The sequence below is a fragment of the Kitasatospora azatica KCTC 9699 genome (genome assembly GCF_000744785.1).
Classification (GTDB): domain Bacteria; phylum Actinomycetota; class Actinomycetes; order Streptomycetales; family Streptomycetaceae; genus Kitasatospora; species Kitasatospora azatica.
The window spans coordinates 2,095,105-2,117,753 of record NZ_JQMO01000002.1; the positions used below are offsets into that span (position 1 = coordinate 2,095,105).

At 71.5% G+C, this 22,649-nt stretch carries 21 protein-coding genes; 10 read left to right on the top strand and 11 right to left on the bottom strand.

Translation table 11 applies throughout. From position 1 onward, the window contains the following. Positions 1 to 38: 38 nt before the first annotated feature. Entirely contained in the window at positions 39 to 2,645 is a 2,607-nt protein-coding gene (locus tag BR98_RS09610) for an FHA domain-containing protein (RefSeq protein WP_035841712.1), read from the bottom strand. A gap of 224 nt (positions 2,646 to 2,869) precedes the next feature. Between BR98_RS09610 and serB the strand changes: the two genes are divergently transcribed. Beyond that, positions 2,870 to 4,111: a phosphoserine phosphatase SerB gene (gene serB, locus BR98_RS09615; protein WP_035841714.1), complete on the top strand. Its 1,242-nt coding sequence runs from the start codon at positions 2,870 to 2,872 to the stop codon at positions 4,109 to 4,111. A gap of 20 nt (positions 4,112 to 4,131) precedes the next feature. Here serB and BR98_RS09620 read toward each other — a convergent pair whose 3' ends face one another. The 3 genes from BR98_RS09620 to BR98_RS09625 are packed head-to-tail and all read right to left on the bottom strand — an operon-like array spanning position 4,132 to position 6,165. Beyond that, positions 4,132 to 4,659 carry a SixA phosphatase family protein gene (locus BR98_RS09620; RefSeq protein ID WP_035841715.1) on the bottom strand — a complete coding sequence of 176 codons (528 nt, stop codon included), beginning with the start codon at positions 4,657 to 4,659 and terminating at the stop codon, positions 4,132 to 4,134. 39 nt (positions 4,660 to 4,698) lie between these two features. After that, positions 4,699 to 4,821, bottom strand: a complete 123-nt coding sequence (locus BR98_RS41960) for an SGM_5486 family transporter-associated protein (protein ID WP_267886044.1) — start codon at positions 4,819 to 4,821, stop codon at positions 4,699 to 4,701. A gap of 27 nt (positions 4,822 to 4,848) precedes the next feature. Beyond that, the gene (locus BR98_RS09625) at positions 4,849 to 6,165 is read right to left on the bottom strand and encodes an MFS transporter (RefSeq protein WP_407639443.1); all 1,317 of its coding nucleotides are present in this window, start codon (positions 6,163 to 6,165) and stop codon (positions 4,849 to 4,851) included. Between the two features lie 80 nt (positions 6,166 to 6,245). Here BR98_RS09625 and BR98_RS09630 point away from each other — a divergent pair, with 80 nt between their 5' ends. After that, positions 6,246 to 6,932 carry a FadR/GntR family transcriptional regulator gene (locus BR98_RS09630; RefSeq protein ID WP_035841716.1) on the top strand — a complete coding sequence of 229 codons (687 nt, stop codon included), beginning with the start codon at positions 6,246 to 6,248 and terminating at the stop codon, positions 6,930 to 6,932. A gap of 78 nt (positions 6,933 to 7,010) precedes the next feature. Here BR98_RS09630 and fabI read toward each other — a convergent pair whose 3' ends face one another. Together fabI and fabG are read right to left on the bottom strand one after the other, a co-directional pair. Beyond that, positions 7,011 to 7,778: an enoyl-ACP reductase FabI gene (gene fabI, locus BR98_RS09635; RefSeq protein WP_035841718.1), complete on the bottom strand. Its 768-nt coding sequence runs from the start codon at positions 7,776 to 7,778 to the stop codon at positions 7,011 to 7,013. A gap of 5 nt (positions 7,779 to 7,783) precedes the next feature. Then, entirely contained in the window at positions 7,784 to 8,503 is a 720-nt protein-coding gene (gene fabG, locus BR98_RS09640) for a 3-oxoacyl-[acyl-carrier-protein] reductase (protein WP_035841719.1), read from the bottom strand. Between the two features lie 280 nt (positions 8,504 to 8,783). Between fabG and BR98_RS09645 the strand changes: the two genes are divergently transcribed. The 6 genes from BR98_RS09645 to BR98_RS09670 all read left to right on the top strand — a co-directional run bounded on the left by BR98_RS09645 (position 8,784) and on the right by BR98_RS09670 (position 14,613). Continuing rightward, complete coding sequence (locus tag BR98_RS09645; RefSeq protein ID WP_083976202.1) at positions 8,784 to 9,929, top strand: MBL fold metallo-hydrolase; 1,146 nt, start codon at positions 8,784 to 8,786, stop codon at positions 9,927 to 9,929. A gap of 140 nt (positions 9,930 to 10,069) precedes the next feature. Beyond that, positions 10,070 to 11,617: a TldD/PmbA family protein gene (locus BR98_RS09650; RefSeq protein WP_051969512.1), complete on the top strand. Its 1,548-nt coding sequence runs from the start codon at positions 10,070 to 10,072 to the stop codon at positions 11,615 to 11,617. Next, a complete protein-coding gene (locus BR98_RS09655) occupies positions 11,617 to 13,017 on the top strand; it encodes a metallopeptidase TldD-related protein (protein ID WP_035841720.1) in 1,401 nt (466 codons plus the stop codon). Before BR98_RS09650 ends, BR98_RS09655 begins: the two co-directional genes overlap by 1 nt. Before the next feature lie 12 nt (positions 13,018 to 13,029). Then, a complete protein-coding gene (locus tag BR98_RS09660; protein ID WP_051969513.1) occupies positions 13,030 to 13,617 on the top strand; it encodes an RNA 2'-phosphotransferase in 588 nt (195 codons plus the stop codon). A gap of 59 nt (positions 13,618 to 13,676) precedes the next feature. Beyond that, positions 13,677 to 14,063 carry a DUF3099 domain-containing protein gene (locus BR98_RS09665; RefSeq protein ID WP_083976203.1) on the top strand — a complete coding sequence of 129 codons (387 nt, stop codon included), beginning with the start codon at positions 13,677 to 13,679 and terminating at the stop codon, positions 14,061 to 14,063. Positions 14,064 to 14,367: 304 nt separating this feature from the next. After that, complete coding sequence (locus BR98_RS09670) at positions 14,368 to 14,613, top strand: hypothetical protein (RefSeq protein ID WP_035841721.1); 246 nt, start codon at positions 14,368 to 14,370, stop codon at positions 14,611 to 14,613. Between the two features lie 24 nt (positions 14,614 to 14,637). On the opposite strand, the gene moaA is transcribed toward BR98_RS09670, so the two are convergent. From moaA to BR98_RS09695, 5 genes are all read right to left on the bottom strand, one after another. Then, positions 14,638 to 15,627 carry a GTP 3',8-cyclase MoaA gene (gene moaA, locus BR98_RS09675; RefSeq protein WP_035841723.1) on the bottom strand — a complete coding sequence of 330 codons (990 nt, stop codon included), beginning with the start codon at positions 15,625 to 15,627 and terminating at the stop codon, positions 14,638 to 14,640. Positions 15,628 to 15,807: 180 nt separating this feature from the next. Next, positions 15,808 to 17,445 (bottom strand): solute symporter family protein, encoded by a 1,638-nt coding sequence (locus tag BR98_RS09680; protein ID WP_035841725.1) that lies wholly within the window; start codon positions 17,443 to 17,445, stop codon positions 15,808 to 15,810. Continuing rightward, a complete protein-coding gene (locus BR98_RS09685) occupies positions 17,442 to 17,825 on the bottom strand; it encodes a DUF485 domain-containing protein (RefSeq protein ID WP_035841726.1) in 384 nt (127 codons plus the stop codon). Before BR98_RS09685 ends, BR98_RS09680 begins: the two co-directional genes overlap by 4 nt. A gap of 367 nt (positions 17,826 to 18,192) precedes the next feature. Further along, complete coding sequence (locus tag BR98_RS09690; RefSeq protein ID WP_157537561.1) at positions 18,193 to 19,500, bottom strand: IS4 family transposase; 1,308 nt, start codon at positions 19,498 to 19,500, stop codon at positions 18,193 to 18,195. Between the two features lie 163 nt (positions 19,501 to 19,663). Then, a complete protein-coding gene (locus BR98_RS09695; protein ID WP_035841727.1) occupies positions 19,664 to 20,707 on the bottom strand; it encodes a zinc-dependent alcohol dehydrogenase family protein in 1,044 nt (347 codons plus the stop codon). Positions 20,708 to 20,796: 89 nt separating this feature from the next. On the opposite strand from BR98_RS09695, the gene BR98_RS09700 reads away from it, so the two are divergent. Continuing rightward, positions 20,797 to 21,792, top strand: coding sequence for a DEDDh family exonuclease (locus tag BR98_RS09700; RefSeq protein ID WP_035841729.1), 996 nt, complete (start codon positions 20,797 to 20,799; stop codon positions 21,790 to 21,792). Between the two features lie 30 nt (positions 21,793 to 21,822). Then, complete coding sequence (locus BR98_RS09705) at positions 21,823 to 22,623, top strand: SURF1 family cytochrome oxidase biogenesis protein (RefSeq protein WP_035841730.1); 801 nt, start codon at positions 21,823 to 21,825, stop codon at positions 22,621 to 22,623. Positions 22,624 to 22,649 lie beyond the last annotated feature (26 nt).

Sequence of the window (22,649 nt, forward strand, 5' to 3'; positions counted from 1 at the left end):
CCACCAGAGTCCCCTAAAGGACCATCAGCAAAGGACCGTCAGCCCTTCTGCATGACCTCGGGCTCGTGCCGGCGCAGCAGGCGCAGCACCAGGAAGGCCAGCGCGGTGGAGATGACCACCAGCATCCCGGCGTCGATCGACCACTGGGCCACGCTGTGCGTCCACAGCCCGTCATGCTTGTTCATGTGCGCCGGGTCGAGCACCATCATGTGCCCGAGGTCCAGCGTGGTGCCGACCACCCCGACGCCCCAGCGGGCCGGCATCAGCCAGGCGAACTGCGCGAGCCCGGCCTTGTCGAAGAGCTGGAAGAGGCAGCCGGTGAAGACCACCTGGATGATCGCGAACATCACCAGCAGCGGCATGGTCTTCTCGGCGGTCTTCACCAGGGCCGAGATCACCAGGCCGAACATCATCGAGGCGAAGCTCAGCAGGATGATGCCGATCGCCATCTCGATGGCGGGCGCACCCGAGAAGATCAGACCCTCGGTGGGCAGCTTGCGGGTGGAGAACCCGACCGCGGCGATGATCGCGCCCTGCAGCACGCTGAAGATGCCGAGCACGATGATCTTCGACATCAGGTAGGCGCTGCGGGACAGGCCGGTGGCTCGTTCTCGTTCGTAGATCGCCCGTTCCTTGATCAACTCACGGACCGAGTTGGCCGCCCCGGAGAAGCAGGCGCCGATCGCGAGCACCAGCATGATGGTGCCGGCCGCGTTGTTGGAGCCGCCCTGCGGGTTGGGCCGCAGACCGTGGGTGGCCGGGACCACCGTGGAGACCACACCCAGCACCGCGGGCAGCAGCACCGACAGCGCCAGGAAGCCGCGGTCGGAGGCGATCACCGACAGGTAGCGGCGGATCAGCGTCCACAGCTGCGAACCCCAGCTCTGCGGCTTGGGCGGGATGACCGGCTGGTGGTTGACCGGCGCCTGCTGCACCGAGACCGCGGCCACGTCCGCCGAGTACTGCTGGTAGTGCACCGAACTGCGGTAGCGGCCGGCCCAGTCGTGGTCCGGGTAGTTCTCGAAGGCCTGGAAGACGTCCGCCCAGGTCTCGTAGCCGAAGAAGTGCAGCGCCTCGTCCGGCGGGCCGAAGTAGGCCACCGAACCGCCCGGCGCCATCACCAACAGGCGGTCGCAGAGCGCGAGTTCGGCCACCGAGTGGGTGACCACCAGGATCGTCCGGCCGTCGTCGGCCAGACCCCGCAGCATCTGCATGACCTCGCGGTCCATACCCGGGTCCAGGCCCGAGGTGGGCTCGTCCAGGAAGATCAGCGAGGGCTTGGTGAGCAGCTCGAGGGCCACCGAGACGCGCTTCTGCTGGCCACCGGAGAGCGCGGTGATCCGGTTGTCGGCGCGCTTGTCCAGGCGCAGTTCGTACAGCACCTCGTCGATCCGGCGGTCGCGCTCGGCGGCCTCAGTGTCGCCGGGGAAGCGCAGCCGGGCCGCGTACTTCAGACCGGTGCGGACCGTCAGCTCCTTGTGCAGGATCTCCGACTGCGGCACCAGGCCGATCCGCTGGCGCAGCTCGGCGAACTGCTTGTAGAGGTTGCGGCCGTCGTAGAGCACCTCGCCGCGGTCGGCCGGCCGGTAGCCGGTGAGCGCGCGCAGCAGGGTCGACTTGCCGGAACCGGACGGGCCGATCACCGCGATCAGCGACTTCTCCGGAACCCCGAAGCTGACGTCGTTGAGCAGGATCTTCTTGGCGCCCTTGTGCTCCACCTCGACGGTCAGGTGGTGCGCGGAGAAGGAGACCGGGCCGTTGTCGATGAACTCCTGCAGCTGGTCGCCGACCAGCTGGAAGGAGGAGTGGCCGACCGTCAGGCGGTCCTGCGGGCCGAGCAGCTGACGCTGCACCGGCTGGCCGTTGACGAAGATCCCGTTGTGCGAACCCAGGTCGACGATCTCGTACCGGCCGTCGGGCAGCTGGCGCAGCTCGGCGTGGTGGCGGGAGACCTGCAGGTCGGAGACGACGATGTCGTTGTCGAGGGCGCGACCGATCCGGATGATCCGCATGCCCGCGGTCAGGTTGCGGATCATCGTCGGATTGCGCTCGCCCGCGAAGCCCTGCGGGTCGGCGGGGAAGCTCTGCTGCTGCGGCACGGCCTGCGGGCCGACCTGCTGGGCGGCCGGCGGCTGCTGGTAGGCGTAGCCCTGCTGCTGCGGGAAGGCGGGCGGCTGCTGGTAGCCCTGCATCGGCTGGGCCTGCTGGGCGTGCTGCATCGGCTGGGCCTGCTGCGGCGGGTAGGACTGCTGCGGCTGCTGCCAGGCCGGGGCGCCGGAGGCACCGTGCTTGCTGGTCTCCGCCTCGTGCCAGCCGCCGCCGGCGACCGGCCCGGACGACACCGGGGCGACGGCCGGGGCCGAGAAGCTCAGCCGCGGCCCGTTCTCCGCGTTCCCCAGGAGCAGCACGGTGCCCGGCAGCAACTGCGCGTGCAGCGTACGGGCACCGCCCGCCCAGGTGCCGTTGGTGCTGCCGTGGTCCTCCAGCTGCCAGGCGGCGCCGTTGAACGAGATGGTCGCGTGCCGCCAGGAGACCCTGGCGTCGTCGAACGGGAAATCCGCTTGCGGATCCCGCCCGATGGTGTAGGACTGTCCCGGCTCCAGTGTCCGGTGCTGCCCGTTGATCTCAAGTACGAGTTGCGGCACTGTCCGCCTGCCCCGCTCTCTCGGTCCCCCGATGGCATCCCCGTGAGCGGGGAGGGTGAGGAATATCGCGTCTGACGGGGGGTAATCATTCCAGCTCGGCCGTCGCGCCGGAAAGTCGGGCCCGCGGACTGTGACCAGGCGGCAACACTGTCACCGTCGGCCGGCGTCCACGAGCCGGACGCACGCTGAGCTGGCGCGTCGCGCCAGGTAGCGTTGGGCACACCATGAACACCACTCCCCCGCAGCCCCGGACCGCCGACGACGAGCGCACCCTGCTGGTCAAGGTGTTCGGCAAGGACCGCCCGGGCATCACCACCGGCCTGTTCGCCACGCTCGCCGGCTTCGACGTGGACGTGATCGACATCGAACAGGTCGTCACCCGTGGCCGGATAACGCTCTGCGCCCTGGTCACCCCGCCGGCCGGCGGCGCCCCCGGCGCGGAGGGCGCGCTGCGCGCCACCGTGCACCGGTGGGCCGAGGGGCTCAAGCTCCAGGCCGAGATCATCTCCGGCACCGGTGACAACCGCCCGCGCGCCGAGGGTCGTTCGCACGTCACGGTGCTCGGCCACCCGCTCACCGCCTCCGCCGTCTCGGCGCTGACCGCCCGGGTCACCGAGTCCGGCGGCAACATCGACCGGGTGTTCCGGCTGGCCAAGTACCCGGTGACGGCGGTCGAGCTGGCCGTCTCCGGGGTGGCCACCGAGAAGCTGCGCGCCGCTCTCGCGGTGGAGGCGGCGGCCCAGCGGATGGACGTCGCGGTGGTCTCGGCCGGCCTGGAACGGCGGGCCAAGCGCCTGGTGGTGATGGACGTGGACTCCACCCTGATCCAGGACGAGGTGATCGAGCTCTTCGCCGCGCACGCCGGCTGCGAGGCCGAGGTGGCCGAGGTGACGGCGGCCGCGATGCGCGGCGAGCTGGACTTCGCCGAGTCCCTGCGGGCCCGGGTGAAGCTGCTCGCCGGGCTGGACGCGGGGGTGGTGGAGAAGGTCCGCACGGAGGTGCGACTCACGCCGGGGGCGCGCACCCTGATCCGCACGCTCCAGCGTCTCGGCTACCAGGTGGGCATCGTCTCCGGCGGTTTCACCCAGGTCACCGACTACCTGGTCGAGCTGCTCGGTCTGGACTTCGCCGCCGCCAACACCCTCGAGGTGGAGAACGGTCGCTTCACCGGCCGCGTCACCGGCGAGATCGTCGACCGCGCCGGCAAGGCCCGCTGGCTCACCCGCTTCGCCGAGCAGGCCAAGGTCCCGCTGGAGCAGACCGTCGCCATCGGTGACGGCGCCAACGACCTCGACATGCTCAACGCCGCCGGCCTCGGCGTCGCCTTCAACGCCAAGCCGGTCGTCCGCGAGGCCGCCGACACCGCCGTCAACGTGCCCTTCCTCGACACCGTGCTCTACCTGCTCGGCATCACCCGTGACGAGGTCGAGGCCGCCGACGAACTGCACGGCACCGCCGAGGAGTAGGCGAGGTCCTGGGTGCCGCCTCAGTCCCGGGGCGGCGCCCAGTACGAGACCAGCCTGCCCACGCCCGGCTCGACCGCCTGCCAGGAGCCGTCGAAGGTCAGCACGGCGATACCGGCGGTGGGGAAGCCCTGCTGGCGGAGCTGGGCGAGTTCGTCGCCGAGGCTCTCGTCGCCGGCCAGCACCTCGACCAGGTTCTGCACCCCGGGGTTGTGGCCGACCAGGATCAGGTCGGCGACCTCCTGGGGCGTCTCCTTGAGGACCTCGATGATCTCGCCCGCGCTGGCGTCGTAGATCCGCTTCTCGAAGTTCGTCCGGCGAGTCCGCTTGGGCAGCTCGTGCGAGGCCAGCTTCCAGGTCTCCCGGGTGCGCACCGAGGTGGAGCAGAGCACGTAGTCGGGGTCGATCCCCGAGTCGGCGAGCCACTGCCCGGCGATCGGCGCGTCGTGGCGGCCGCGCTCGGCGAGCGGCCTCTCGTGATCGTCCACCTGCGGCCAGTCGGCCTTGGCGTGACGGAGCACAATGATCCTGCGGGACGTGTTGACGCTCATTGGCTCAGCTTGGCAGAAAACCCCGCTGGTCGGGGGCTCTTAGCCCATCGACTGGGCGATGGTGGCGACGATCGAGACCAGTACGACGACGCCGAGGATCAGGCCCATGAGCTGCAGCAGCTTCTTGCGGCTGTCCGGCGGATTTGGATCGAGAACGGGCATGGACAGAAGTGTCGCACTCGTCCGGAATCAGCCGTGGCCGGGGGTCGCCTCGTCCTCGATGCCCACCTCGTCCTCCACGAAGCGCTGCCTGGCGGCCCGCAGCCCGATCAGCACCTGCGGCACCAGCAGCAGCGCCATGAAGCCCAGCGGCAGGTACCAGCCGCCGGTGCTCTGGTAGAGGGTGCCGACCAGGATCGGGCCGGGGATGGAGAGCAGGTAGCCGACGCCCTGCACGAAGGCGGACAGCTGAGCCACCCCGCCGCTGGTCCGGGCCCGCAGCCCGATCATGGTCAGCACCAGCGGGAAGGCGCAGTTGGACAGGCCCACCAGCGCCGCCCAGAGCCAGGCCCCGCCGGCCGGGGCCAGCATCAGGCCCAGGTAGCCGGCGATCCCGCAGCTCGCCAGGACGACCACGAAGATCCGCTGGTCGCCGCGGCGGGCGGCCAGGTTGGGCAGCACGAAGGAGATCGGCACGCTGATCGCCATGATCACGGCCAGCAGCACGCCGGAGATGCTCGCGCTCACCCCGGCGTCCTGGTAGATCTGCGAGATCCAGCCCATGGTGGAGTAGGCGCCGGTGGCCTGGCAGCCGAAGAACAGCGCCAGTGCCCAGGCGGTGCGGCTGCGGGTGATCGGCAGCTTGCGGGCGGGCTCGGCGACCGTGCCGGCGCCGGCGGACCGGCCGTCCCGGCGCAGCGCCAGGGTGACCAGCCAGACCAGCAGCGCAAGCAGCGCGAGCGCCGCCCAGACCCCCAGGCCCACCCGCCAATCGCCGCCGAGTGCACTGGTCAGCGGCACGGTGGTGGCGGCGGCCAGCGCGGTGCCGGCCGACAGCGCCATCGAGTACAGGCCGATCATCGGACCGACCCGGTCCGGGAAGTACCGCTTGATCACCACCGGGATGAGCACGTTGGAGACCGCCACCCCGGCCAGCGCCAGCGCGGTGAGCAGCAGGAAGACGGCGGTGCCGCCGGCGAAGGAGCGGGCCGCCACGCCCGCCGCGACGGCCCCCATGCCGGCGGTGACCACCACGGTGGGCCCGAACCGGCGGGCCAGGGCGGGCGCGGCGAAGCCGAAGACCGCGAAGCAGACGGACGGTACGGCGGCGAGCAGACCGGCCACCGTGGCGCTCATGTGCAGGTCGGTGCGGACCCGGCCGAGCAGCGGGCCGAGGCTGGCGACCACCGGGCGCAGGTTGAGCGCGGCCAGGGCCACGGCGGCGGCCAGCAGCCAGCCCAGCACCCGGGTACTGGGGCGGGCCCTGGGGGTCTCGGTCGCGGTCTGCCGGCTGGTGGTGTCTGCGGGGGTCTCTACGGTGGTCTCTGTGATCGGCACAGGCGCCATCATAGAATGATGGGATGAATTGAGACAGTCCATTTCAGGTGGAAGATGTACCCCTCACCCAGAGTCGACCAAGGAGCCCCATGACGCTGTCCACGCCCCGGCGCACCCCGCTGGCCGACCAGGTGATCGCCCAGTTGCGGGCCCAGATCACCTCGGGCGAGTGGCCGGTCGGCTCCCGGATCCCCACCGAGGCCGCGCTGGTCGAGCAGCTGGGCGTGGCCCGCAACACCGTCCGCGAGGCCGTCCGCGCGCTGGCGCACAACGGGCTGCTGGACATCCGCCAGGGCTCGGGCACCTATGTGCTGGCCACCAGTGAACTGGCCGGGGTGATGCACCGCCGGTTCTCCGACGCCGAGCAGAGCCAGGTCGCCGAGCTGCGCTCGCTGCTGGAGGCCTCGGCCGCCGCGCTGGCCGCCGAGCGGCGCACCGAGCGGGACCTGGTGCTGCTGGAGACCGCGCTGGCCCGCCGCGAGGAGGCCTGGTTCGGCGGCGACACCGAGGTGTTCGTGCAGGCCGACGCGGCCTTCCACCAGGCGGTGGTGGCGGCCGCGCACAACGACGTGCTGGCGGCGCTCTACGCGGACCTGGGCGAGGTGCTCCGGGCCCACCTGCGCCAGGACATCGGCCCGGTGCTCTCGCCGGAGCGGTACGTGGGGCACGACCGGATCCTGGTCGCCATCCACGACCGGGACAGCGCCGCCGCCTCCCGCGAGGCCTCGGCGGCGATCGGGGCTTGCGGCCGCGAGGACGCCGCCCGCAAGCGCTGACAGGCCACCGGACGGCGAAACGCCGACGGCCCCGACGCGCAGAGCGCGTCGGGGCCGTCGGGCGTCAGAGCGAGGGCGTCACGCGCCGATCGCGTGCAGCCCCCCGTCCACGTGGATGATCTCGCCGGTGGTCTTCGGGAACCAGTCCGACAGCAGCGCGACCACGCCGCGCCCGGTCGGCTCGGGGTCCGTCAGGTCCCACTTCAGCGGCGAGCGGTGGCTCCAGGTGTCGGCCAGGTCGCCGAAGCCGGGGATCGACTTCGCCGCCATCGAGCCGAGCGGACCTGCCGAGATCAGGTTGCAGCGGATGTCCCGCTCACCCAGGTAGCGCGCCAGGTACCGGTTGGTGGACTCCAGCGCGGCCTTGGCCGGGCCCATCCAGTCGTACTGCGGCCAGGCGAACTGCGCGTCGAAGGTCAGGCCGACCACCGAGCCGCCGTCCTGCATCAGCGGCAGCAGCGCCATGGTCAGCGACTTCAGCGAGAACGCCGAGACCTGCATGGCGGTCGCCACCGACTCCCACGGCGTGTTCAGGAAGTTGCCGCCCAGCGCGTCCTGCGGCGCGAACCCGATCGAGTGCACCACACCGTCCAGCGTGGGCAGGTACTCGCGCACCTGGTCCGCGATGCCGGCCAGCTGCTCCTCGCTGGAGACGTCCAGCTCCAGCACCTTCACCGGCTTCGGCAGCTTCTTGGCGATCCGCTCGGTCAGGGTGGGCCGCGGGAAGGCGGTGAGGATGATCTCCGCGCCCTGCTCCTGGGCCAGCTTCGCGGTGTGGAAGGCGATGGAGGACTCCATCAGCACTCCGGTGATCAGGATCCGCTTGCCCTCAAGGATTCCACTCATGTTGCTCAGTGACCCATGCCCAATCCGCCGTCGACGGGAATGACGGCTCCGGTGATGTACGCGGCCTCGTCGGAGGCGAGGAACCGCACGGTGGAGGCGACCTCGGCAGGCGCGGCATAGCGGCCCAGCGGCACCCCCGAGACGATCTCGGCGCGGCGCTCGTCGCTGAGCACCGCGGTCATGTCGGTGTCCACGAAGCCGGGGGCGACCACATTGACGGTGATGTTGCGCGGGCCGTACTCGCGGGCCAGCGACCGGGCGAAGCCGACCAGACCGGCCTTGGAGGCGGCGTAGTTGGCCTGGCCCGGCGAGCCGGTCAGACCGACCACCGAGGAGACCAGCACCAGGCGGCCCTTGCGCGCCCGCAGCATCTTCGCCGAGGCCCGCTTGACCACCCGGAAGGTGCCCGTCAGGTTGGTGTCCAGGACCGAGGTGAAGTCCTCCTCGGTCATCCGCAGCATCAGGACGTCCTTGGTGATGCCAGCGTTGGCGACCAGCACCTCGACGGCGCCGTGCTTGGCCTCGATCTCCGTGAAGGCGGCGTCCACCTGCGCGGCGTCGTTGATGTCGCAGCGCACCGCGAGCACCTCGTACTTGGCCAGCGCCTCCGGCACCTCCCCGGAGCGGCTGGTGATGGCGACCTTGTCGCCCGCCTCGGCGAAGGCCTGGGCGATGGCGAGGCCGATGCCCCGGTTACCTCCGGTGACGAGAACCGAGCGGCTCAACGATCCACCTCTCCCTGTGTGTGTCCCGCAACGCGGGGTGTCCCGCCCACATGGGGGAACGTACGCACTGTGACGCTATCGGTCGATTCCACACCACGACGAATCGACCCTCCACAGGTCATCCACGCCGGAACTGTCGTCTTCCGACAATCGGTCCGGGCAGAATGCCTCGGGAACACCACGCGCCGGACGCCCGTTTCACCGTCGGCGCGCAGTGTCCCCCGCGGGCTCCCGTGCCGCGACCGATGCAGAGAACGATCCAGTAAAGGGCGGCACCCCGATGAGCGAGGCAACCCCTGGGACCGGCAGGCGCCGGGGCCGACTGCTCACCCTGACGGCGCTGGCCACCGGCCTGGGCGCCGCGGCCTGGACGCTGCGCGAGGTCCCCGTCGCCTTCGGGCGTGACCCGGACGGCGAGCGGGACGGCCGGATCCGCAACTCCCCCCAGTACGCGGACGGCACCTTCCACAACGCGCCCTCCGACCTCGCCCGCTCCTCCGGGCCCACCCGCCCCGACCGCGACACCTTCCGCCGGATGCTCTTCGACCGGGCCGGCCGCACCCCCGTCCGCCCGATCCCGCTGGTCCGCCCCGCAGCCGCCGTTGAGCCGAAGACCGCCGGCGTGCAGATCACCTGGTACGGCCACGCCTCCGCGCTGGTCGAGATCGAGGGCGCCCGGGTGCTGCTCGACCCGATCTGGAGCGAGCGCTGCTCCCCCTCCGCGCACCTGGGCCCCAAGCGGCTGCACCCGGTGCCGGTGGAGCTGGAGGACCTGCCCGCGGTCGACGCCGTGCTGATCTCGCACGACCACTACGACCACCTGGACATGGCCACCGTCAAGCGCCTGCTGCGCAGCCAGTCGGCGCCGTTCGCGGTGCCGCTGGGCATCGGCGGCCACCTGCGCCGCTGGGGCGTGCCCGAGCACCGGATCATCGAGCTGGACTGGGACGAGACCTGCACGCTCGGCGAGCTGACCGTGACGCTGACCGCCGCGCACCACTTCTCCGGCCGCTCGCTGACCCGCAACACCACGCTCTGGGGCTCCTGGGTGATCGCCGGTCCGACCCGCAAGGTCTTCTACACCGGCGACTCCGGCTACTTCGAGGGCTATGCGGCGATCGGCGCCCAGCACGGCCCGTTCGACGCCTCGCTGGTCCAGATCGGCGCCTACGACGAGGCCTGGGCGGACATCCACATGACGCCCGAGGACGCCGTGCTGGCCCACCGCGAGCTGGGCGGCGGGCTGCTGGTGCCGGTCCACTGGTGCACCTTCAACCTGGGCCTGCACCCGTGGGCCGAGCCGGTCGAACGGCTGCTCGCGGAGGCCAAGGCGCAGGGCGTCCCGGTGGCCATCCCCCGCCCGGGCGAGCGGGTGGACGTGGCCGAGCCGCCGGAGCTGGACGCCTGGTGGGTCGGCCTGGCCTGAAACCGGGCCGCCACCAGCACTGACCGACCCTCGACGCGCGCGATATCTCCTGGCCTAGAACTCCCCTGACGGGACATGATGCGGTCGGAGCCCCTTGACCTCGGGGCTTCGACACCGCTCCGTCACCCTCAGGGAGTCCGATGCCGCCGACACCGAGCGCCCCACCTGCCCGCGCCGTCGATCCGCTGTTCCTGGCCCTGCCGTTGCGTCCGCTGGCCGACGCCGCGCTGGACCGGGCCCGGCAGCTCGGCGTCAGCCACGCCGACTTCCGCCTCGAGCGGGTCCGCAGCGCCTCCTGGCGGCTGCGCGACGCCCGTCCGGCGGGCAGCTCCGACTCCCTCCAGCTGGGCTTCGCGGTGCGCGTGGTGCTGGACGGGGCCTGGGGCTTCGCCGCCGGTGTGGACCTGACCCCGCAGGCCGCCGCCCAGGTGGCCGAGCAGGCCGTCGCGGTGGCCAGGCTCTCCGCGCAGATCAGCCGGGCGGCGGGCGGCGCGGACGTGGTGGAGCTGGCCGAGGAGCCGGTGCACCGGGACGCCACCTGGATCTCGGCCTACGAGATCAACCCCTTCGAGGTCCCGGACGCCGAGAAGACCGCGCTGCTGGCCGACTGGAGCAGCCGGCTGCTGGCCGCCGACGGGGTCTCGCATGTGACGGCCAGTCTGCTGACCGTGCAGGAGAACAAGTTCTACGCCGACACCGCCGGCACCGTCACCACCCAGCAGCGGATCCGGCTGCACCCCTCGCTGGAGGCGGTCTCGGTGGACGAGCGCACCGGCAGCTTCGAGTCGATGCGCACCGTCGCCCCGCCGGTCGGGCGCGGCTGGGAGTACCTGCACGGCACCGGCTGGGACTGGCAGGACGAGCTGGCCCGGATCCCCGAGTACCTGGCCGAGAAGGTGCAGGCCCCCAGCGTCGAGGCCGGCCGCTACGACCTGGTGATCGACCCCACCAACCTCTGGCTGACCATCCACGAGTCGATCGGCCACGCCACCGAACTGGACCGGGCACTGGGCTACGAGGCCGCCTACGCCGGCACCTCCTTCGCCACCTTCGACAAGCTCGGCACCCTCGAGTACGGCTCCGCGCTGATGCACGTCACCGGCGACCGGACCGCCGAGCACGGCCTGTCCACCATCGGCTACGACGACGAGGGCGTGGCCACCCAGTCCTGGGACCTGGTCAAGGACGGCGTGCTGACCGGCTACCAGCTGGACCGCCGGATGGCCAGGCTCAAGGGCCTTGGCCGGTCCAACGGCTGCGCCTTCGCCGACTCCCCCGCGCACGTCCCGGTGCAGCGGATGGCCAACGTCTCGCTCCAGCCGGTGGCCGACGGCCCCGACACCGAGGGCCTGTTCGCCGGGGTGCAGAACGGTCTGTACATCGTCGGCGACCGGTCCTGGTCGATCGACATGCAGCGGTACAACTTCCAGTTCACCGGCCAGCGCGCCTACGCGATCAGGAACGGTCAACTGGCCGGCCAGGTCAAGGACTTCGCCTACCAGGCCACCACCACCGACTTCTGGGGCTCGATGGCTGCGGTCGGCGGCCCGCAGACCTACCTGCTGGGCGGCGCCTTCAACTGCGGCAAGGCCCAGCCGGGCCAGGTCGCGGCGGTCAGCCACGGCTGCCCGTCGGCGCTCTTCCAGCAGGTCAACGTGCTCAACACGCAGCAGGAGGCGGGTCGCTGATGTCCACCCAGAACAATGCCCCGCACCAGCTGGTCGAGCGAGCCCTGGAACTCTCCCGGGCCGACGGCTGCGTGGTCCTGGTCGACGAGGAGACCACCGCCAACCTGCGCTGGGCCAACAACGCCCTGACCACCAACGGCGTCAGCCGCGGCCGCCGGCTGACCGTGATCGCCACCGTGGACGGCGCCGAGGGCACCGCCTCCGGCGTGGTCGCCCGCGAGGCCGTCACCGCCGCCGAGGTCGAGGAGCTGGTCCGGGCCGCCGAGGCCGCCGCCCGCGAGGCCGGCCCGGCCGAGGACGCGCAGCCGCTGCTGCCGCCCGGCGCGGCCTCCGGCGGCGACTTCACCGCGCCGCCCGCCGAGACCTCGATCGAGGTCTTCAAGGACTTCGCCCCCGAGCTCGGCGCCGCCTTCGCCCGGGCCCGCGCGGCCGGCCAGGCGCTCTACGGCTTCGCCCGGCACGAGCTCACCTCCACCTACCTGGGCAGCTCCACCGGCCTGCGGCTGCGCCACGACCAGCCCACCGGCACCGTGGAGCTCAACGCCAAGGCCGGCGGCTCCTCGGCCTGGTGCGGCGACGCCACCCGGGACTTCACCGACATCGACGTCGCCGCCCTGCAGTCCCGGCTGGACCAGCGACTGGCCTGGGGCAAGCGCAAGATCGAGCTGCCGGCCGGCCGCTACGAGACCCTGATCCCGCCGGCCGCGGTGGCGGACCTGATGGTCTACCTCAACTGGACCACCAGCGCCCGCGACGCCGTCGAGGGCCGCACCGTCTTCAGCCGACCGAACGGCGCCACCAAGCTCGGCGAACGGCTCTCCCAGCTGCCGCTGACGCTGCGCTCCGACCCGGCCGAGCCGGGCCTGGAGTGCGCGCCCTTCGTGCTCGCCCACTCCTCCGGCGACTTCCAGTCGGTCTTCGACAACGGCCTGCCGATCACCCCCACCAAGTGGATCCGCGACGGCGAGCTGACCAGCCTGCAGGCCACCCGGCACACCGCCGGGCTGACCGGGCTGCCGGTCCGGCCGCTGGTCGACAACCTGGTGCTGGAGACCGCCGACCAGGCCGGCGCGCCGACCCTGGAGGAGATGATCGCCGGCACCGAGCGGGCGCTGCTGCTCACCTGCATCTGGTACATCCGCGAGGTGGACCCGGCCACCCTGCTGCTCACCGGCCTGACCCGGGACGGCGTCTACCTGGTCGAGGACGGCCAGGTGGTCGGTGAGGTCAACAACTTCCGGTTCAACGAGTCCCCGGTCGACCTGCTCGGCCGCATCACCGAGGTGGGCCGCACCGAGCGCTGCCTGCCCCGCGAGTGGGGCGACTACTTCAGCCGGGCGGCGATGCCCCCGGTCCGCGTGACCGACTTCAACATGAGCTCGGTCAGTCAGGCTTCCTAGGAGAAATCGACATTGGACGAAAAACGCCTGGTCAAGACCTCGAAGATGCTCGCGAGGATCTTGCGCCACGATCCCGGTCGGATCGGGATCGAGCTGGACGAGGGCGGCTGGGTGGCGGTCGCCACCCTGCTCGCCGCCCTCGCCCGGCGGGGCAACCCGCTGAGCCGGGAGCAGTTGGACCACGTGGTGGCCACCAACAACAAGCAGCGCTTCGCCTACAGCGAGGACGGCTCCCGGATCCGGGCCAGCCAGGGCCACACCATCGCCGTCGACCTGGGCCTGACCGCGGTCGAGCCCCCGCCGGTGCTCTTCCACGGCACCGGTCAGCAGTCGGTGGCGGCGATCATGCGCGAGGGCCTGCGCCCGATGAGCCGCCAGGACGTGCACCTCTCGGCGGACGTCGAGACGGCCGTCAAGGTCGGCTCCCGGCACGGCCGCCCGGCGGTGCTGCGGGTGGACGCGGCGGGGCTGGCGGCCACCGGCCACGAGTTCCGGCGCAGCGCCAACGGCGTCTGGCTCACCGACACCGTGCCGCCCGCCTTCTTGAGTCGACACGGCTTGAGTCGACACGGGCTCGCCCCGGTCTCCTCGACGGGATAAGAGCGGCGTACCGTGGGACGGACCGGGCGGAACGGACGGAACACGAGGGCGGCGGGCCAATGAGCAGGAGTACGGACGACGGCGAAGTCTTCCGGATCACCGGAGCCCGGACCAGCCTCTCCGAGGACGTCCGCGGGCGGCAGCGCCGCTACGTGATCTCCATGCTGATCCGTACCGCCTGCGTGCTGCTGGCCGTGGTGCTCTGGAACGTCCAGCGGTACGTGGCCTTCGGCGCGCTCGGCGCGGGGGTGCTGCTGCCCTACTTCGCGGTGATCATCGCCAACGCCGGCCGGGAGCGGGCTCCCGGGCTGCCCAGCACCTTCGACGTCCCGGCCACCACGCCGCTGATGCTCGGCCCGGGCGGTACCGGCGGTGGCGGTGCTGCCAGCGGCCCTGGCGGCACCGGCGGCACCACGGCCAGCCGATCTGACGCCCCGTCATCCTGACTCTCCGTACACGGGCGAGCTCGGCCGCCGACTCGGGTTTCATTCGAGTCGCGCCCGACTCGCCCGTTTTTGTTGCTACTTGCCACCCCTGAACCTCAGGAAATGCTCAAATAAATCTTGTAAGCTCTAGCCAACGCCCTGGTTCTCCGTGACATACTGCGTACGCGCTCCGCATCCCCCGTCGGAGCGACGGACCGACGCCGGGCGGCTCCCCCCGTGGCTGCCCGGCGTCGCCATCCTCTTTTTCGGTTGGCAGGGCCATTTCAGACCTTACCCACTTATCCCGGGTGAGAGACTTCTGATCATGAGCATCGACTTCTTCGGCGGCGCCGCGAACGAGGGCCCGGCCGGACCCCCCAAGTGCTCGGCCAAGGGCTGCAGGTCCGCCGCCGCCTGGGTGCTGGTGTGGAACAACCCCAAGCTGCACACCCCGGACCGCCGCAAGACCTGGCTGGCCTGCGAGGAACACCGCGAGCACCTCAGCCAGTTCCTCAGCGTGCGCGGCTTCCTGAAGGAGACCGTGGCGCTCGCCGACTGGACCGAGGACTGACCCCGGCCCGCTGACCCGGCTCCGTCAGCCGCCGATCGCCGACATCGGCCGCTCGGGCTGGTGGAACTCGGGGTTGTCGATCCCCGCGCCGGCCTTCTTGCCCCACATCGCGGCCCGCCACAGCTCGCCCAGCTCGGCGTCCGAGGCGCCCTCGCGCAGGGCGGTGCGCAGGTCGGTCTCACCGGTGGCGAACAGGCAGTTGCGGACCTGGCCGTCAGCGGTCAGCCGGGTGCGGTCGCAGGCCCGGCAGAACGGCCGGGTGACCGAGGCGATCACTCCGACGCTGCCCGGACCGCCGTCCACCAGCCAGCGTTCGGCCGGGGCCGCGCCGCGCACCGCGGAGGGCTCCGGGGTGAGCGAGAAGCGGTCGGCGAGCCGGTCCAGGATCTCCTCGGCGGTGATCATCTGCGAGCGGTCCCAGCCGTGCTGGGCGTCCAGCGGCATCTGCTCGATGAAGCGCAGCTGGTAGCCGCGTTCCAGGCACCAGCCGAGCAGCTCGGCGGCCTCGTGGTCGTTGACCCCGCGCATCAGCACCGCGTTGAGCTTGACCGGGGTGAGCCCGGCGGCCTCCGCGGCGGCCAGGCCGTCCAGGACGTCCTGGTGGCGGTGCCGGCGGGTGAGGGTGTGGAAGGTCTCCGGGTCGAGGGTGTCCAGCGAGACGTTGACCCGGTCCAGGCCGGCTTCGCGCAGGGCCACCGCCGTGCGGGCCAGGCCGATGCCGTTGGTGGTGAGCGACAGCTCGGGCCGCGGCTCGAGCTCGGCGCACGCCGCGACGATGCCGACCACCCCCGGGCGCAGCAGCGGCTCGCCGCCGGTGAACCGCACCTCGCGCACCCCGAGGTCGCGCACGGCGAGGGTGACCAGCCGGACGATCTCCTCGTCGGTGAGCAGCTCGGGCTTGGCCAGCCACTGCAGGCCCTGCTCCGGCATGCAGTAGGTGCACCGCAGGTTGCAGCGGTCGGTCAGGGAGACCCGCAGGTCCACGGCCTGCCGACCGAAGGTGTCGAGGAGCACGGTGCGCACCTTCCCGAATCGCGACTGGCGCCCGGCCCACCGTTGGGGTGAACCGGGCGCCAGCTTAGACTGCCCGGCGATTGGGGGGCGGCGTCGCGACGCCCGGGCTCTCGCCTGGACCCCGCTCCTTCACCCGCCCCCCAATCGCCGGGCAGTCTCGGACCAGCAAGATCTTGGCCCTCAGTGCGCGCCGATCCCGGTGAGCGAACGGACTTCCAGTTCAGCGTACTTCGCCGGGTCGGTGGAGCTCCTGGACAGCAGGGTGCCGAGCCAGCCGAGCAGGAAGCCGATCGGGATCGACACCAGGCCCGGGTTCTCCAGCGGGAACCAGTGGAAGTCGGAGTGCGGGAAGAGCGAGGTCGGCTTGCCGGAGACCACGGTGGAGAAGACCACCAGCAGCACCGAGCTGATCAGCCCGCCGTAGACCGACCAGACCGCGCCGGTGGTGTTGAACCGCTTCCAGAAGAGCGAGAAGAGCAGGTTCGGCAGGTTCGCCGAGGCCGCCACCGCGAAGGCCAGCGCGACCAGCGCGGCGGTGTTGAGCTTCTCCGCGTAGATGCTCAGCACTATCGCGACCGCGCCGATCACCACCGCGGAGAGCTTGGCCGAGCGCACCTCCTCCTGCTCGGTGACCTTGCCCTTGCGGATCACGTTGGCGTAGAGGTCGTGGGCGAAGGAGGCCGATGAGGCCAGGGTGAGCCCGGCGACCACGGCCAGGATGGTGGCGAAGGCCACCGCCGAGATCACCGCCAGCAGGATCGCCCCGCCGGTGGAGCCCTCGCCGCCGCCCAGGTGCTGGGCCAGCAGCGGGGCCGCGGTGTTGCCGGCCGCGTTGGAGGCCTTGATGGTCTTCGGGCCGACCAGGGCGGCCGCGCCGAAGCCGAGCACCAGGGTCATCAGGTAGAAGACGCCGATGATGCCGATCGCCCAGAGCACCGACTTCCGCGCGGTCCTGGCGGTGGGCACGGTGTAGAAGCGGACCAGGATGTGCGGCAGGCCCGCGGTGCCGAGCACCAGGGCCAGGCCCAGGCTGATGAAGTCCAGTTTGCTGGTGCCGTTGAGGCCGTATTTGAGCCCGGGTTCCAGGAAGGCCGAGCCCTTGCCGCTGGCGTGCGCGGCGGCGCCGAGCAGGCTGGACGGGTTGAAGTGGTACTTGGCCAGCACCATCACGGTCATCAGTGCGGCGCCCGCGATCAGCAGCACCGCCTTGACGATCTGCACCCAGGTGGTGCCCTTCATGCCGCCGATCGCGACGTACAGCACCATCAGGGCGCCGACCGCGACCACCGTCCAGCGCTTGGCGGCCGTGCCCTCGATGCCCAGCAGCAGCGCGACCAGCGAGCCGGCGCCGACCATCTGGGCCAGCAGGTAGAAGATCGACACCACGATGGTGGAGATTCCGGCGGCGGTGCGCACCGGGCGCTGGCGCATCCGGAAGGCCAGCACGTCGGCCATGGTGTAGCGGCCGGAGTTGCGCAGCGGCTCGGCGATCAGCAGCAGCGCGACCAGCCAGGCCACCAGGAAGCCGATCGAGTACAGGAAGCCGTCGTAGCCGGAGAGCGCGATGGCTCCGGCGATGCCCAGGAAGGAGGCGGCCGACATGTAGTCGCCGGAGACCGCCAGGCCGTTCTGGAAGCCGGTGAAGCCGCGGCCGCCGGCGTAGAAGTCGGTGGCGTCCTTGGTCTGCCGGCCGGCCCACACGGTGATCCCGAGGGTGACCAGCACGAAGCCGGCGAAGAGCGACATGGTCAGGCCGCGGTGGCTGCTGGCCGAGCTGGCGAGCAGCTGGCCGCCGGCGAGGATCTGCGGGGCGGTCATTCGCCTGCCTCTCTGGGAGTGACGACGGACTGTCCGTACTCCTGCCGGATCGCGGCCGCGGCCGGGTCGAGCCGGCGGCCGGCGAACCTCGCGTACCAGGCGGCGATCGCGAAGGTGCTGACGAACTGCAGCAGGCCGAGCAGCAGGGCCACGTTGACGTGCCCGAAGACCGTGGTGGCCATGAAGCCGTGGGCGTAGCTGGAGAGCAGCACGTAGAGCAGGTACCAGAGCAGGAAGCCCGCGGTCACCGGGAAGGCGAAACCGCGGAAGGTGCTGCGCAGGGCGCGGAACTCCGCGCTCTGTTCGATCCGTTCCTCTGTCGTCAGGTCGGTCGGGACGGCGCTGTCCGGCGGGGACCCGGGCTGCGGGGGATGGTCCACTCCATCTCTCCTGTACGTCGTGGTGAGCCAGACCGCGCGGATGGTGGGTCGTCAGGACGGGTCCGCGCGGTGCTGTACGGGTGGAGCGCACGCGAGGTGAGAGGCGTCACAGCCGTTGCGCGTGCCGATGCATGCTAAGAGCGAGCAGACGGTTGCGAACAGCGTTTGAGCACATTCGGCCCGCTCTTCACACTGACGCGCCGTGAAACTGGCCGAAATGCGCCGGTACGAGCCCCCGGTTGCGAATACGCAAAGGGGGCGCTACCAGGCATTGGTACCGCCCCCGATGGGGAGTTGACGTTGTGTCGGCGACTTTGCCGCCCAGGTCTAGAAGCAACGCCGTTCAGTTTGGACTTGGCCGGGGGCGTCAAGGGCTGTCCGTGAGCATGTTGATGTTGATGGTGGCCTTGTAGGTGGTCCGGTCGATGGCGGGTCCGCGTGCGTTGTACTTGGAGATCGCGCGTTTGACGATGCGGTCTTTGGTGCGGACGCGTCGGGCGGGCAGGAGCTGGCCCAGGACGTGGCGGCCGATGACCCCGACCAGGTCGATCACAGTGTCGGCGGTGATTCCGGCGGCCAGGACGAGCTGGTCGCGGGCGGCGGCGAGGGCCGTGGTGAAGCCGGCCCGGTCCGGGTCGGTGCCCGGGACGCTGTCGGTGGCGTCGGTCATCGCGGTTCGCAGTACCTGGTAGGCGGTCAGCAGGGCCCAGACCTCCTGCTCGATGCCCTGCGGGGTGCGGGCCCGCAGGACGCGTCCGCCCAGGATCGTGGACTTCAGCTCCGCGTAGGCGGTCTCGACCTCCCAGCGCTCGTGGTAGAGCCGGACCAGTTCGGCGGCCGGGTGGGAGGCGGGGTCGGTGAGGGTGGTCAGCAGCCGGTAGTGGCCGGTGCGGGTGCCCCGGGACGTGGCGATGCTGATCTCCGCATCGATCACGCGCACCGTCAGGCCGCCGAGCCGGGCCAGGAACGAGCCGTCACGGCAGCGGGCCACCGGCGGCAGCTTGCGACCGGACTTGCAGCGCACCAGCAGGTCGGCGCCGGAGGCGGCCAGGCGGTTCAGCAAGTCGGCCGCGGCGAAGTTCCGGTCGCCCAGCAGCAGCATCCCCGCCCGCAGGTCCGCCGCCAGACGGCGGACGTACTCCAGCTCTCCGGTGGTGGCCGGGCCGAAGACAGCCCCGATCACCGACCGGGTCCCGCAGGCGACCAGCATGGCCAGACGCAGTTGCGGGTAGCCCGAGATCCCGTTGCCGAGCCGCTGGCGGGCGAACACCGCGAGGTTGGCCGGACAGTCGGGGACCGACAGCAGGGTGCCGTCGACCGCGACGACCCTCAGCCCCCGCCACCGCCCGGCGGCAGCGATGGTGGCCGCAGGGCCCCTCACCAGGTCGAACAGTGCCTTCATCGGTGCCGGCCCCAGCCGCTGGCGGGCCTGGCGAAGAGCGCTGCCGCTAGGCCGGACCGGTGCCAGGTCCGCCAGCCCGGCGCACAGCCGGTCGAAGACCTGCCGGTAGCCCAGCCCGGCGAAGAGCGCCGCGGCCAGCAGCAGGTACACCGTGACCCGTGCCGGCACCAGCCTGATCCTGCGCTGCACGGCACCGGTCTGCGCCAGTACCTCGTCGACCATCTCGAACGGGATAATCCGGGTCAGTTCACCGAGGTGACCCGGCGCGAACACCCCCGCCGCTACCCCGAAAGTCCTTGATATGGCAGCCTGTTCCAACAGCGGAGCTCCTGTGGTGAGGATGTCTTGGAGTGACAGACCTCTTCTACAGCAGCTCCGCTGCCTTGCTCACCGGCCTTGACGAACAGCCACCACGCCAAACTGAACGACGTTGGGTCTAGAAGGCGATCCGCACCTTGAGCGCCGAGCGGTCGTCCATCGCCCGGTAACCGTCCGGGACCTCGTCAAGTCCGACCGTGCGGTCGAAGACCAGGCCCGGCTCGATCGATCCGTTCAGCACGTCGGCGAGCAGCTCCGGGATGTACGCGCGGGCCGGCGCGACACCGCCGCCGAGCGAAACGTTTCGGCCGAACATCTGGCCGATGTCGACACCGGCGCTGCCGCCGTGCGGCACGCCGACATAGCCGACCGCGCCACCGTCGCGGGTGATCGAGATCGCGGTGCGCATCGACTCCTCGGTGCCGACCGCCTCCAGCACGGCGTGCGCCCCCTGACCGCCGGTCAGCTCGCGCACCGCCTCGATCGCCGCCTCGCCGCGCTCGGCCACCACGTCGGTGGCGCCGAACTTACGGGCGATCGCGGTGCGCGCCTCGTGCCGACCCAGCGCGATGATCCGACCGGCGCCGAGCCGGTGCGCGGCCAGCACCCCGCACAGGCCCACCGCGCCGTCGCCGACCACCGCCACCGTGGCACCCGGGCGGACCCGGGCGGCCACCGCCGCGTGGTGCCCGGTGGCCATCACGTCGGACAGCGCCAGCAGGCTGGGCAGCAGCGCCTGGTCGCTGGCCGCCTCCTTGGGCAGCCGCACCAGGGTGCCGTCGGCGAACGGCACCCGGACCGCCTCGCCCTGGCCGCCGTCCGAGCCGACGCTCCCCCAGAAGCCGCCGTGCGGGCAGGAGGTCTGCAGCCCCTCCCGGCAGTACTCGCAGACACCGTCCGACCAGACGAAGGGGGCCACCACCAGGTCGCCGACCTTGACGCCGCCCACCTCGGAGCCGACCGCCTCGACGATGCCGAGGAACTCGTGTCCGATCCGCTGCCCGGGCTCGCGGGACGCGACACCCCGGTAGGCCCAGAGGTCGCTGCCGCAGATACAGGCGTTGACCACGCGCACCACCGCATCAGTGGGCTGCTGGATCACCGGGTCGGGCACCTCCTCGATCCGGATGTCGTGGGGGCCGTGGATCACGGTGGCGCGCATGAGGCTGTTCCTTAAGTGTTCTTGTCGTGCTTGTCCCACTGGCCACTCTATGCCTGAGCGATCAGCCGCTCCCCTTAAGCTGGTGCACCATGCATGCGCTCCAGCCCTCGGTCGGCCCGATCCCCACGCAGCGCACCGGTGTATTCGCGGGCGCCGAGGCACCGTCGGGGTATGCGGTGGTCGACGTCGAGACCACCGGCCTCGGCCGCACCGACCGGGTGATCTCGGCGGGCGTGTACCGGCTGGACGAGGCCGGCGAGGTGATCGACCACTGGTACACCCTGGTCAATCCGCTGCGCGATCCCGGACCGATCTGGATCCACGGCCTGACCACCGCGATGCTGGCCGACGCGCCGACCTTCCCGGAGATCGCCGAGGAGCTCGGCGAGCGACTGAGCGGCCGGGTGATGGTGGCCCACAACGCGCTCTTCGACTGGAACATGATCTCCCGTGAGTACGCGCGGGCCGGCCTGCGGGCCCCCGTCGAGCAGCGGCTCTGCACCATGGTGCTCTCCCGCGACCTCGGCCTGCCGCTGCCCAACGGCAAGCTCTCCACCCTGGCCGAGTACTTCGGGGTCCGTCAGCGCCACGCGCACAACGCGCTGGACGACGCCCGGGTGCTCGCCGAGGCGTTCCGCCCCAGCCTGCAGCTCGCGCTCAGCGGGGGCGTGCCGCTGCCGCTGACCACCTGCGTGGCCGTCACCGACCTCGGCGAGGACGCCGCCGTGCCGGTCTCCCCCGCCCGCGGCTCCTGGAGCTCCTCCTACCGCCCCGCGCGCAAGCGGCCGGCCTGCCCGTACCCGAACCCCGGACGCTGGCAGGAGGGCGGGCCGCTGGTCCAGGGCATGCGGGTGGCGATCACCGGCGACACCGCCACCGACCGCGAGCTGCTGGAGGACCGGGCGATCGCGGCCGGCCTGCACATCGCCTCCTCGGTGAGCCGGCTCACCAGCCTGCTGGTCACCAACGAGCCGGGCAGCTGGAGCGGCAAGGCCCGCAAGGCCCGCGAGGTCGGCACCCCGGTGATCGGCGAGGACGCCTTCCTGCAGCTGCTCGCGGACGTCGCGCCGCACCCCGGTGGCTGATCACCGGGGATGTGGGCGTAGCGTGCCGGTGTGTACCGTTTTCTGCTCTCCTGGCGCTGGGCGATCACCACGCTGATCGCGCTGCTGCTGATCCCCGCCTGCATCAAGCTGGGGTTCTGGCAGCTGCACCGGCACGAGGCGCGGGTCGCCCGGAACAACCTGATCGGCCAGAGCCTCAAGGCCGCGCCGGTCGCCTTCGACTCGCTCTCCACCGGCCCCGGCTACGCCGTCCCCAAGGACCTGACCTGGCGGACGGTCACCGCGACCGGCGAGTACGACAGTGCGCACGAGTTCGTGGTCCGGCAGCGCACCGCCTCCGACGGCAGCACCATCGGGTACTTCGTGATCACCCCGCTGCGGCTCGCGGACGGGCACGGCGAGGTGCTGGTCAACCGCGGCTGGGTGGACTCCGGGAGTGACGCCACCCAGTTCCCGCCGGTACCGGCCGCACCGGGCGGGCAGGTCACCGTGACCGGACGGCTGCGGGCCGACGAGACCAGCGCCACCAGCGGCATCCGGGACCGGGGCGGGCTGCCGCAGCGGCAGTACATGCTGATCAACAGCGAGCAGCAGGCCAAGGCCTCCGGCGCCACGGTGCTCGGCGGCTACCTGGAGCTCGCGACCACCACCCCCGCGCCCGCCGACCAGGCGCAGCTGCTCCCCGAGCCCAACCACTCGGACATCGGCCCGCACATGGCGTACGCGATCCAGTGGTGGCTGTTCGCCTCGCTGGTCCCGGTCGGCCTGCTGATCCTGATCCGCCGCGAGGCCAGGGACCGCGTCTCGGCGGCCGCCGAGGCCGACACCCCGGAGCTGGTCCCGGCCGGCTGACCCTTCCCACTGACCCTGCCGACTGC